Source organism: Streptomyces gossypii (genome assembly GCF_025165795.1).
Taxonomy (GTDB): domain Bacteria; phylum Actinomycetota; class Actinomycetes; order Streptomycetales; family Streptomycetaceae; genus Streptomyces; species Streptomyces gossypii.
Genome location: NZ_JAJAGO010000005.1, coordinates 354,590 through 366,811 on the forward strand (window position 1 = coordinate 354,590; position 12,222 = coordinate 366,811).

8 protein-coding genes are annotated in these 12,222 nt (G+C 67.7%); 7 read left to right on the plus strand and 1 reads right to left on the minus strand.

Annotated features, from left to right (window positions below):
- The first annotated feature begins 49 nt into the window (after positions 1-49).
- Positions 50-1,342: an RICIN domain-containing protein gene (locus tag LHJ74_RS13090; protein ID WP_260218139.1), complete on the plus strand. Its 1,293-nt coding sequence runs from the start codon at positions 50-52 to the stop codon at positions 1,340-1,342.
- Positions 1,343-1,498: 156 nt separating this feature from the next.
- Here the strand turns inward: LHJ74_RS13090 and LHJ74_RS13095 are convergent, their stop codons facing one another.
- Entirely contained in the window at positions 1,499-3,028 is a 1,530-nt protein-coding gene (locus LHJ74_RS13095) for a helix-turn-helix domain-containing protein (protein WP_260218140.1), read from the minus strand.
- A gap of 350 nt (positions 3,029-3,378) precedes the next feature.
- Here LHJ74_RS13095 and LHJ74_RS13100 point away from each other — a divergent pair, with 350 nt between their 5' ends.
- From LHJ74_RS13100 to rok7B7, 6 genes are all read left to right on the plus strand, one after another.
- Positions 3,379-3,741, plus strand: a complete 363-nt coding sequence (locus LHJ74_RS13100; RefSeq protein ID WP_260218242.1) for a YrdB family protein — start codon at positions 3,379-3,381, stop codon at positions 3,739-3,741.
- Positions 3,742-4,003: 262 nt separating this feature from the next.
- Positions 4,004-6,739: an aconitate hydratase AcnA gene (gene acnA, locus LHJ74_RS13105; RefSeq protein WP_260218141.1), complete on the plus strand. Its 2,736-nt coding sequence runs from the start codon at positions 4,004-4,006 to the stop codon at positions 6,737-6,739.
- Between the two features lie 341 nt (positions 6,740-7,080).
- On the plus strand, positions 7,081-8,502 hold the full coding sequence (gene ngcE, locus LHJ74_RS13110; RefSeq protein ID WP_260218142.1) for an N-acetylglucosamine/diacetylchitobiose ABC transporter substrate-binding protein: 1,422 nt from the start codon (positions 7,081-7,083) through the stop codon (positions 8,500-8,502).
- A 123-nt stretch (positions 8,503-8,625) separates the two neighbouring features.
- Complete coding sequence (locus tag LHJ74_RS13115; RefSeq protein ID WP_260218143.1) at positions 8,626-9,702, plus strand: carbohydrate ABC transporter permease; 1,077 nt, start codon at positions 8,626-8,628, stop codon at positions 9,700-9,702.
- A gap of 11 nt (positions 9,703-9,713) precedes the next feature.
- Positions 9,714-10,649 carry a carbohydrate ABC transporter permease gene (locus tag LHJ74_RS13120; protein ID WP_375546743.1) on the plus strand — a complete coding sequence of 312 codons (936 nt, stop codon included), beginning with the start codon at positions 9,714-9,716 and terminating at the stop codon, positions 10,647-10,649.
- Positions 10,650-10,953: 304 nt separating this feature from the next.
- On the plus strand, positions 10,954-12,162 hold the full coding sequence (rok7B7, locus tag LHJ74_RS13125) for an ROK family transcriptional regulator (RefSeq protein WP_260218145.1): 1,209 nt from the start codon (positions 10,954-10,956) through the stop codon (positions 12,160-12,162).
- The last annotated feature ends 60 nt before the right edge of the window (positions 12,163-12,222 follow it).

The window sequence follows — 12,222 nt, forward strand, 5'->3', positions numbered from 1 at the left end:
CCACATCAGCCAGCCAACCATTCGCTCATCTCACATCAGGAGTCCTCGGATGCAACGACGCACCTTCCTGACCCTGAGCGCAGTCGCAGCGACGGGCGCGGGCGTGTCCCTGCTCGGCGCCGGGCAGGCGTTCGCCGACCCCGCCCCGGCCCAGCCGTACGCCGTAGGCGTGCGCCGGTACAACTGGACCCGCGGCAGCCGCCCGTGCACCACCTACGTCTACTACCCCGCCACCGGCACCCCCGGCGGCAACCCGGTGACGGACGCCCCGGTCGCCAACGGCGTCTTCCCCGTCTACAACATGACCCACGGCTTCGGGAGCAGCCCGCAGAACTCCCTGTTCATCATCCGGGCCCTGGCCTCGGCGGGCTTCATCGTCCCCGCACCGCACTTCAACCACAGCTTCACCGACGTCAGGAACGGCAACACCTCCAAGGACGTCTCGCAGATCATCACCAACACCCTCGCGCTCAACGCGAGCGGTCCGCTGGCCGGGCACATCAACACCGGTATCGGCGTCGGCGTCTCCGGCCACTCCCTGGGCGGCATGGTCACCCACGGCCTGCTCACCTCCTGGCCCGACAGCCGGATCATCTCCGCCAACCCCCAGTCCTGCGAGGACATGGGCAACCCGTCCTCCTCCGTCAACGCCAAGGTCCTCTTCGTCCACGGCGACCGCGACTCGACCACCCAGTACTCCTCCGCCCGGCAGGCGTACACCGAGATGACCTGGCCCAAGGCGTTCCTCACCTTCGTCGGCGGCAGCCACACCAGCTTCTGGAGCGACCAACGCTTCCCGAGGACCGTCGTCGACTGGGCCCGCTGGACCATGTACGGCGACACCGCCGCACGCGACCGCCTCCCCGCCGACGCGTCCGGGGCCAACACCAGGTGGGAAGCCCAGCTGGGCGACACCCCCGGCGGCCCGGGCTACTACCGCCTGGTCGCCCAGCACAGCGGCAAGACGGCCGACATCAGCGAGGCATCCACCGCGGCCGGGGCGAGACTTCTCCAGTGGACGGCCGGCAGCGGACTCCACCAGCAGTTCGAGTTCCTGGACTCCGGCGACGGTCACGTCCGCGTCAAGGCCCGCCACTCGGGCCTGGTGCTCCAGGCCACCGGCAACGAAGGCGGCAGCGAGGTCACCCAGCAGCCCGACACCGGCGCCGCCGGCCAGCAGTGGAGGATCGTCGACCACGGCGACGGCACGGTCAGCCTGGTCAATCGGGCCAGCGGCCTGGCCATGGACGTCTGGGAATACTCCACGGCTGACGGAGCCCGCATTTCCCAATGGACCTACACCGGCAACGCCAACCAGCGCTTCACGCGCCAACGCGTCTGAGCCCGCCGGCCGGGGCCCGGATCGAGCGACACGGCTTCCACGCCCTGCGCCACTGCCTCGCGCGGGCGCGCGAGGCACCGCCGCCGTCGACGCGATCCGCCGCCCTCTTCCGAACCAGCGTTCAGCCTGGTCAGGGAAGGGCGGCGGCCTTGTCGATCAGATGTCGCGGAAGGTCTCGATCTGTGCCCCCACCTCGTTCAGCCGCTCGGCCAGGTCCTCGTAGCCGCGGTTGATCACATAGACGTTGCGCAGTACCGAGGTGCCCTCGGCGGCCATCATCGCCAGGAGGACGACGACGGCGGGCCGGAGTGCGGGCGGGCACATCATCTCGGCCGCGCGCCAGCGGATCGGGCCGTCGACCAGGACGCGGTGCGGGTCGAGGAGTTGCAGGCGGCCGCCCAGCCGGTTCAGGTCCGTCAGGTAGATCGCGCGGTTGTCGTAGACCCAGTCGTGAATGAGGGTCTGGCCCTGCGCGGCTGCGGCGATCGCCGCGAAGAAGGGGACGTTGTCGATGTTCAGTCCGGGGAACGGCATCGGGTGGATCTTGTCGATCGGCGCCTCCAGCTTGGACGGGCGGACCGTCAGGTCCGTCAGCCGGGTGCGGCCGTTGTCCGCCGGGTACTCCGGGGTCCGGTCGAAGTCGAGACCCATCTCCTCCAGCACGGCGAGCTCGATCTCCAGGAACTCCGCCGGCACCCGGCGTACCGTCAGTTCGGATTCGGTCACCACTGCCGCGGTGAGCAGGCTCATCGCCTCCACCGGGTCCTCGGAGGGGGAGTAGTCGACGTCCACGTCGATCTGGGCCATTCCGTGCACGGTCAGGCTGGTCGTCCCGACGCCCTCGACCCGGACGCCGAGCTGCTCCAGGAAGAAGCACAGGTCCTGGACCATGTAGTTGGAGGAGGCGTTCCGGATGACCGTCACCCCGTCGTGCCGGGCCGCCGCCAGCAGCGCGTTCTCGGTGACGGTGTCGCCCCGCTCGGTCAGCACGATCGGGCGGTCCGGCGTGATGGAGCGGTCGACGCGGGCGTGGTAGATCCCGTCTGTCGCCGTGATCTCCAGGCCGAAGCGGCGCAGCGCGATCATGTGCGGCTGCACGGTGCGCGTGCCGAGGTCGCAGCCACCGGCGTAGGGGATGCGGAACTGCTCGGCCCGGTGCAGCAGCGGTCCGAGGAACATGATGATGCTGCGCGTACGCCGGGCCGCGTCCGCGTTCATGGCGTCGAGGTCGAGTTCGGCGGGCGGCACGATCTCCAAGTCCGCGCCGTCGTTGATCCAGCGGGAGCGGACGCCGATGGAGCTCAGTACCTCAAGGATGCGATAGACCTCCTCTATCCGCGCCACCCGGCGCAGGACCGTGCGCCCGGAGTTGAGGAGTGCGGCGCACAGCAGGCCGACGCATGCGTTCTTGCTGGTCTTGACGTCGATGCTGCCCGACAACTGCCGCCCGCCGACGACCCGCAGATGCATCGGGCCGGAGTAGCCGAGCGAGACGATCTCGCTGTCCAGCGCCTCCGAGATCCGGGCGATCATCTCCAGGCTGATGTTCTGGTTACCACGCTCGATGCGGTTGACCGCGCTCTGGCTGGTGCCCAGGGCTTCGGCGAGCTGCGTCTGCGTCCAGCCGCGATGCTGGCGTGCGTCACGGATCAATTGCCCGATACGGGCGAGGTAGTCGTCGCTCATGTGGTCTACGCTATCTCAGATATGAGATAGCCACTTCGTTGGGTGCGTCCAATCGGGTGGTCTGCCGACCTTCGCCCAACTTCTGCCCGGGCGCCGCCCGACGGGTGGCGCGAATCTGCTCGCCGCTCCAGTCTCTCCGACCGCGCCAGGCTCCGCACGGCGAGCGGCACCCCCGGGCGGGGGCGGGCGGCCGTAGTGCGGAACCAGTGGACGTGGCAGCCTGTGGGGCCGAGTGCGGCCCGAGCGGGGAGTGCCATGCCCATGAGATCCGTGATCCGTCCGACCCGTCCGATCCGTCCTGTGGCAGCCCGGCGGTGACGGCCGATCAGGCCCGCGACCACGCGGAGGCGATGGCCGGCCGCCCATGGTTCGCGGCGAACGAGGTGCTGGCCTTCCTGCTGGAGCTGACGGCGCTGGCCGCTCTGGGCTGGTGGGGCTTCTCGGCCGGAAGCGGTGCCGTGTTCCCGTGGCTGCTGGGCTTGGGGACGCCCCTCGCGGCGATGCTGGCGTGGGGGGCGTTCGCCGCACCGCGCGCACGGGTACGGCTGCCGCTGGCCGGGGTCCTGTGCGTCAAGGCGGTGGTGCTCGGCGGCGGTGCCCTGGCGGTCTACGGAGTCGGCCATCCGGTCGCGGCGGCCGTGCTCGGTCTGGTGACGCTCGTGAACGCCGCCCTGTCGGAGGCGTACCGCCGCAGGATGCAGCTTCGGCCCTGACCTGTGGCCCTGACCTCCGTGCGGCGCTGACCTCCGTGCGGCCTGCGGCTCCCCGCTTTGCATGGCGCCGCCCGGGCTTTTCGTCGCGCCGCGCGCCGGGCTGGGCATGACCGCGCGGCGGTCGTGTACTAGAGTTATCTCGACATCGAGATAATCGAGATAACTGTCGAAGGCGCACACGCCACCGCCGCTGGTAAGGCTTGCCTAACCAAGCCTGGACCACCATAGCGGATCGGCAATTGATGCATTGAAGGAGACTGTCGTGTCGGCGAACAGCTTCGACGCCCGCAGCACACTGCCGGTGGGCGACGAGTCGTACGAGATCTTCAAGCTGGACAAGGTGGAGGGCTCGGCCCGTCTTCCGTACAGCCTGAAGGTCCTGCTGGAGAACCTGCTCCGCACCGAGGACGGTGTGAACATCACCGCCGATCACATCCGCGCGCTGGGCGGCTGGGATCCCGAGGCGCAGCCCAGCCAGGAGATCCAGTTCACGCCGGCCCGGGTGATCATGCAGGACTTCACGGGCGTGCCGTGTGTCGTTGACCTGGCCACCATGCGTGAGGCCGTCAAGGAGCTGGGCGGCGACGCCGACAGCATCAACCCGCTCGCGCCCGCCGAACTGGTGATCGACCACTCGGTGATCGCCGACAAGTTCGGCACCGCCAACTCCTTCCGGCAGAACGTCGACCTGGAGTACGGGCGCAACAAGGAGCGCTACCAGTTCCTGCGCTGGGGCCAGACGGCCTTCGACGAGTTCAAGGTCGTTCCGCCCGGCACCGGCATCGTGCACCAGGTGAACATCGAGCACCTGGCCCGTACCGTGATGGTCCGCAACGGCCAGGCGTACCCCGACACGCTCGTCGGCACCGACTCGCACACCACCATGGTCAACGGCCTGGGCGTGCTGGGCTGGGGCGTGGGCGGCATCGAGGCCGAGGCGGCCATGCTCGGCCAGCCCGTCTCGATGCTCATCCCGCGCGTCGTCGGCTTCAAGCTCCGCGGTGAGCTGCCCACCGGCACCACCGCCACCGACCTGGTGCTGACCATCACCGAGATGCTGCGTCAGCACGGCGTGGTCGGCAAGTTCGTCGAGTTCTACGGTGACGGCGTCCCCGGCGTGCCGCTGGCGAACCGCGCGACCATCGGCAACATGTCGCCGGAGTTCGGCTCCACCGCCGCGATCTTCCCGATCGACGAGGAGACCCTCACCTACCTGCGGCTCACCGGCCGCTCGGCCGAGCAGCTCGCCCTGGTGGAGGCGTACGCCAAGGCGCAGGGCCTGTGGCACGACCCCGCCCAGGAGCCGGTCTACTCCGAGTACCTGGAGCTGGACCTGGCCACGGTGGTGCCGTCGATCGCCGGGCCCAAGCGCCCGCAGGACCGCATCGCGCTCTCCGAGGCCAAGCACAAGTTCGGCCAGGACGTACGCAACTATGTCTCCGAGACCGACCAGGACGAGGCGGGCAAGGAGTCCTTCCCGGCCTCCGACGCCCCGGCCGTCTCCAACGGCGTCCCGTCGAAGCCGGTCCAGGTGACCGCCGCCGACGGCCGGACGTACGAGATCGACCACGGTGCCGTCACCGTCGCCGCGATCACCTCCTGCACCAACACCTCCAACCCGTCCGTCATGGTCGGCGCGGCGCTGCTGGCCAAGAAGGCGGTGGAGAAGGGGCTCACCACCAAGCCGTGGGTGAAGACCACGCTGGCTCCCGGCTCCCAGGTCGTCATGGACTACTACGACCGCGCGGGTCTGACCCCCTACCTCGACAAGCTGGGCTTCAACCTCGTCGGGTACGGCTGCACGACCTGCATCGGCAACTCCGGGCCGCTGCCGGAGGAGATCTCGCAGGCCGTGAACGACAACGACCTGGCGGTCGCCGCCGTGCTCTCCGGTAACCGGAACTTCGAGGGCCGGATCAACCCGGACGTGAAGATGAACTACCTCGCGTCCCCGCCGCTGGTCGTCGCGTACGCCCTCGCCGGGTCCATGAAGGTGGACATCACCACCGAGGCCCTGGGAACCGACCAGGAGGGCAACCCGGTCTACCTCAAGGACATCTGGCCCTCCGAGCAGGAGGTCGAGGAGGTCGTCGCCGGGGCCATCGGCCAGGAGATGTTCACCAAGAGCTACGCCGACGTGTTCGCCGGTGACGCCCAGTGGCAGGCGCTGTCCATTCCGACCGGCAACACGTTCGAATGGGACCCGGAGTCCACGTACGTCCGCAAGCCCACCTACTTCGAGGGCATGGGCATGGAGCCGGCCCCGGTCGAGGACATCGTGGACGCCCGGGTGCTGGCGAAGCTCGGCGACTCGGTGACGACCGACCACATCTCACCGGCCGGTGCCATCAAGGCCGACTCGCCCGCGGGCAAGTACCTCGTGGAGCACGGCGTGGAGCGCCGTGACTTCAACTCCTACGGTTCGCGGCGCGGCAACCACGAGGTGATGATCCGCGGCACCTTCGCCAACATCCGGCTGCGCAACCAGATCGCCCCCGGCACCGAGGGAGGCTTCACCCGCGACTTCACCCGCGCCTCCGAGAGCGGGGGTCAGGCCCCGGTCACCTCCATCTACGACGCCTCGCAGAGCTACCAGGCCCAGGGCATCCCGCTGGTGGTGCTGGCGGGCAAGGAGTACGGCTCCGGCTCCTCGCGCGACTGGGCGGCCAAGGGGACGGCCCTGCTGGGCGTCCGTGCGGTCATCGCCGAGAGCTACGAGCGCATCCACCGCTCGAACCTCATCGGCATGGGCGTGCTGCCGCTGCAGTTCCCGGAGGGCGCCACGGCGCTGTCCCTGGGGCTGAGCGGCGAGGAGGCGTTCACCCTCACGGGCGTCACCGCGCTGAACGACGGCGGCATCCCGGAGACGGTCAGGGTGACTACGGACAGTGGCGTCGGCTTCGACGCCAGGGTGCGGATCGACACGCCGGGCGAGGCGGATTACTACCGCAACGGCGGCATCCTGCACTACGTGCTGCGGTCACTCATCCGGAAGTGACCTGAGGAAGCCTCCAACTCATAAACGCACAGGTCACAAGGGCAGCGCCGTACCTCCATCCGTGGGGTGCGGCGCTGTCTTATGTCCGAGAGGTCTCAACTCGGGAAAGACTCACGGCCGAAGGTGTCTTCGATCTTGCCCTGCCGACTGCAAGTGGACTATACCTGTCGGCACCCCCGAGTGACCCGGCGCTGCGCCGGGGGGCTCCGGTGTGTACGAACCCAGCATTGCTGTACGACCCAAGCTTCAAATGACCCGCGGTGTCGGGCCCTTCACGCCAGTGGCGAGTCGACGGCAGACCGGTACACCGCCTGAGTCCTGGAGAAGGCGAGGACTTGAGCATGGGATCCACTTCCGATGTCAACCGTCGTGATGTCATCAAGCGTGCCGCGGCGCTCGGCCTGGTAGCCGTGCCCGGTATGACCGCGCTGTCGGCCTGTGCGAGCGGCAGCGACGACAGCGGTGACGACAAGGTCGACAAGGGCAAGAAGACCGATGAGAACCCTCTGGGCGTGAACAAGGAGGCCGGCGCTGAAGTCGTCATCTTCAACGGCGGCTATGGCGACCAGTACGCCAAGGACGCGCACAAGGTCTATGAGAAGTCCTACGGCAAGGTCAAGCACGCCAGCACCCAGAAGATCCGCACCAAGATGCAGCCGCGGATGGTCAAGGGAAACCCGCCGGACGTCATCAACAACTCCGGTGCCGAGAACATGGACATCGCGAGCCTGATCGAGGACAAGCAGGTAGCCGACCTGGAGGCGCTGCTGGACGCGCCGTCCCTCTTCGACAGCTCGAAGACGGTCAGGGAGATGCTGCTGCCCGGCGTGGTGGAGAAGGGCACCTTCGGTGGCGACAAGCTCTACCAGCTGAACTACTCGTACACCGTCTACGGCACCTGGTACTCCCAGACCGCCCTGGACAAGCTCGAGGTCGAGTACCCCAAGACCTGGGACGAGATGCTCGCCGTCTGCGCCAAGGCGAAGAAGGAGGGCATGGCGGGCTGGACGTACGCGGGCAAGCACCCGTATTACTTCGCCTTCACGATGTACCCCTTCATCGCCAAGATCGGCGGCGCCGACGTCCTCAAGGCGATCGACAACCTGGAGCCGGACGCCTGGAAGCACGAGGCCGTCAAGAAGGCGTTCGACGCCTACTACGAGCTGCGCGCCAAGGGGTACATCCTCAAGGGCACGCCCGGAATCGACCACATCCAGTCGCAGACGCAGTGGACCAAGGGCAACGCGCTGTTCCTGCCGAACGGCTCCTGGGTGGAGAACGAGGCAAGGAAGACGACGCCGAAGGACTTCAAGATGACGGTGGCTCCGCCCACCGGTCTCGACAAGTCCGACGCCATGCCCTTCGAGACGCTCTGGGCCGAGGCGAGCGAGCCGTTCATGGTGCCCGCGAAGGCCAAGAACGTCGAGGGCGGCATGGAGTGGCTGCGCGTCATGATGGGCAAGGAGTCGACGCAGAACTTCACCAAGCTCGTCTCCGCGCTGACCTGCGTCAAGGGGGCCGCCGACGGGGTCGAGCTGCCGTCGGGCCTCTCCTCGGCCAAGGCGGCGCTGGACGCGGCCGGTGAGAACATCGTCAGCCCCCGGCTCCCGGACTGGTACCTGCAGCTCCACAAGGAGAAGGTCGGCGGCGCCATCGCCGCGATGATGGCCGGTGACATCAAGCCGGACGAGGCGGTCAAGCGCTGCCAGAAGGCGGCGGACGACCTGAGCGGCGACGACTCCATCAAGAAGTACAAGCGCTGAGAGGCTGCGGCTGAGGTGCGGCACAGCTGACCGGACGGCGGCTGTGCCCGCCTCAGCAGACGGCCGCAGTCCATTGAGTCCATTCGGTCCATCGGTTCGATGGTGAGTACGGAGCGGGGCGGCATGGCGAACGATGTGCGGGCAGTGGACAAGAGCCCCACTGCACCGGCACCACGGAAGGGCGGCGACCGCGCGTCCTTCGGCGACTATCTGTTGTTCGCGGCGACACTAGTGCTGCCGCCCCGTTTCACTCCGAAGAAGGTGAAGTACAACCGGCGATACCGGACCCTGGACAAGTACCGCTTCATCAGCTGGTTCCTTGTCGTACCGCTGCTGCTCTACGCCGTGCTGGTCATCTCGCCGTTCTTCCAGGCGTTCTACTATTCACTCACGGACTGGTCCGGATACAGCAGCGACTTCAACTACATCGGGCTGGACAACTACACCCGGATGTTCGAGGACGACGACTTCTGGGCGTCGATAAAGAACAGCGTGGTGCTGCTCGTCGTGGCACCGGTGGTCACGCTGGGGCTCGGCCTCTTCTTCGCCTTCATGCTCCAGGCCGGCGGGCGGCACCGGAAGAGCGAGGCGATCTCCGGCGTCCGCGGTGCGAAGTTCTTCAAGGTTGTCTACTTCTTCCCCCAGGTGCTCTCCGTCGCCATCGTCGGCGTCGTCTGGGGATCGGTGTACGACCCCATCACGGGGCCGCTCAACGAAGTGCTGCGCATAGTGGGACTGGAATCCTGGACCCAGGGATGGCTCTCCGATCCCAATATCGCCCTGTATTCCGTGATGTTCGTGATGTGCTGGATGTTCATCGGCTTCTATGTGGTGCTCTTCTCGGCAGCCATGGGATCGGTGCCGAAGGACATCTACGAGGCGGCTCTGCTGGACGGCGCCAGCCGCCCGAAGACGTTCTTCCGGGTCACTCTCCCGCTGATCTGGGACACCGTGCAGACCGGCTGGATCTACATGGGAATCCAGGCCCTGGACGGCTTCGCGATCGTCTACATCATGACGATCAACGCGGGCGGCCCGGGGAACAGCACCCTGGTGACGCCGGTCTATCTCTACAAGAAGGCTTTCGACGTCGGCCAGGCGGGATACGCAACGGCCGTCGGTGTCGTGCTCCTGATCATCACCATGATCTTCACGGCGATCATGATGCTGCTCAGCCGGCGTGAGCGGATCGAATTCTGATGAGCGGGGAGATGCAGGTGACGAGCCTCACCAAGACCACAGCGGAAGAGCCGGAGGGCGAGGCGGCCCGTACGGACCAGCCGCCTGCCGCGCCGCCGGGGAAGGCGCCCAAGTCCTCCGAGGGGAGCGTGCTCAACGCCTTCTCCTCCGCGTTCCTGGTGCTGTGGGTCATCATGGCCGCGGGCCCGCTGATCTGGGTCATGGTGAACTCGCTGCGGGAATCCTCGGACATTACGGGGAACCCTTTCGGCTGGCCCACCTCGCTGAGCTTCGAGAACTTCTCCAACGCCTGGTCCGACGCGAACATCGGCAAATACGCGGCCAACTCGCTCATCATTCTCTGCGGCTCGCTGCCCGGCACGATGCTGCTGGGGTCGATGGCCGCGTATGTCATCGCCCGGTTCAGCTTCCGCGGGAACCGTGTCATCTACATGCTGTTCGCGGGCGGGATGATGTTCCCCATCATCCTCGCGGTCGTGCCGCTGTTCTTCGTGATGGACAACTTCGGGCTGCTGGACACCCGGCACGGCATCATGCTCGCGTACATCGCGTACTCGCTGCCGTTCACCACGTTCTTCATGACGTCGTTCTTCCGCACCCTGCCCGGCAGCGTCGCCGAGGCCGCCACCATCGACGGGGCCTCGCACACGCGGACGTTCTTCCAGATCATGCTGCCCATGGCCAAGCCCGGCCTGATCAGCATCGGCATCTTCAACTTCCTCGGCCAGTGGAACCAGTACTTCCTGCCGCTGGCACTGAACTCCACCGACCCGGACAAGGCGCTGCTGACCCAGGGGCTCGCCGAGCTCTCCGTCAACCAGGGCTACGAGGGGGACTGGGGCGCCCTCTTCGCTGGTCTCTCCATCGCCATGATCCCGATCCTTGTGGTCTACATGGTCTTCCAGCGACAGGTGCAGGAGGGACTGACGGCGGGCGCCGTCAAGTAGCCCGCACCCCAGCGGGCACCCAGCCCACAGGCCGGCCCGCACTCCAGCCCACGCCCGGTACGTACGCCGCAGCCGGGGCCCGTTCCGGGACGGTTTCCGAAACGGGCCCCGGCGCCGCCATGTTCGCTCACTTCCGTACCATGGCTCACATCTGAGCACGGCCGACCGTTCAAGGTCTTGACGGGACATACCCGCCGACGGTCTTCTTAGAGTTCATGTGTTGGAGACAGGCCGTACCCCGCTGTCGTGGTGCGGCCGACGGGCCGGTGGTCGCGCCGCCCGTCGAGGCGGGAGTGGGTCAGTCGTGGAGACTCCGGGGTCGCAGTCCTCGCTGCACCGGGCCAATCTTGAGCGGGTCGTGCGCGCGGTACGGCTGGCGGGTTCGCTCACACAGGCCGAGATCGCCCGTTCCACCGGGTTGTCCGCGGCGACGGTTTCCAACATCGTCCGCGAGCTCAAGGAGAACGGCACCGTCGACGTCACGCCGACCTCGGCAGGCGGCCGGCGGGCCCGCAGCGTCTCGCTGTCCGGGGACGCGGGCATCGTCGTGGGCGTCGACTTCGGGCACACCCACCTGCGGGTGGCGGTCGGCAACCTCGCGCATCAGGTGCTCGCCGAGGAGGCCGAGCCGATCGACGTCGACGCCTCCGCGTCGGAGGGCTTCGATCGTGCGGAACAGCTGGTCGAGCGGCTGATCGTCTCCACCCGCGTCAACCGGGAGAAGATCATCGGTGTCGGTCTGGGCGTGCCCGGACCCATAGACGTGGAGACCGGTGCCCTGGGGTCCACCGCGATCCTGCCGGGATGGACGGGCACCCGCCCGCGCGACGAACTGGCCGGACGGCTCGGCGTACCGGTCTACGTCGACAACGACGCCAACCTGGGCGCGCTCGGCGAGCAGGTCTGGGGCAGCGGCCGCGGTGCCCGCGACCTGGCCTACATCAAGATCGCCAGCGGTGTCGGGGCCGGACTGGTGATCAATGGACAGATCTACCGGGGCCCGGGCGGTACGGCCGGGGAGATCGGCCACATCACGCTGGACGAGTCCGGGCCGGTGTGCCGCTGCGGCAACCGCGGCTGCCTGGAGACCTTCACCGCCGCGCGCTATGTCCTGCCGCTCCTCAACTCCAGTCACGGGCCCGACATCACGATGCCCAAGGTCGTGCTGCTCGCCCGGGAGGGCGATCCGGGCTGCCGCAGGCTGCTCGCGGACGTCGGCCGCCACATCGGCAGCGGTGTCGCCAACCTGTGCAATCTGCTCAACCCCAGCCGGGTGGTGCTGGGCGGCGACCTGGCCGAGGCGGGGGACCTGGTCCTGGACCCGGTACGCGACTCGGTCGCCCGCTACGCGATCCCCAGCGCGGCCCGCCACCTGACCGTGGCTCCGGGCACGCTGGGCGGCCGTGCCGAAGTCCTGGGCGCCCTCGCGCTGGTGCTGAGCGAGATGGGTGACTCCACTCTGCTCGACTCCTCCGAGGCTCCGCCGTCAGCGGCTGCCCCGGCCTCTCTCTGATCTCATTTCCTTACTCTGTGTCATTTCTTGTGTTCAGGATCGTAACGCATGGCATCGTTG

Coding starts and splice junctions, on each gene's coding strand:
- LHJ74_RS13090 (WP_260218139.1), top strand. CDS start 50: ATGCAACGACGCACCTTCCTGACCCTGAGCGCAGTCGCAGCGACGGGC.
- LHJ74_RS13095 (WP_260218140.1), bottom strand. CDS start 3,028: ATGAGCGACGACTACCTCGCCCGTATCGGGCAATTGATCCGTGACGCA.
- LHJ74_RS13100 (WP_260218242.1), top strand. CDS start 3,379: ATGGCCGGCCGCCCATGGTTCGCGGCGAACGAGGTGCTGGCCTTCCTG.
- ngcE (WP_260218142.1), top strand. CDS start 7,081: ATGGGATCCACTTCCGATGTCAACCGTCGTGATGTCATCAAGCGTGCC.
- LHJ74_RS13115 (WP_260218143.1), top strand. CDS start 8,626: ATGGCGAACGATGTGCGGGCAGTGGACAAGAGCCCCACTGCACCGGCA.
- LHJ74_RS13120 (WP_375546743.1), top strand. CDS start 9,714: ATGCAGGTGACGAGCCTCACCAAGACCACAGCGGAAGAGCCGGAGGGC.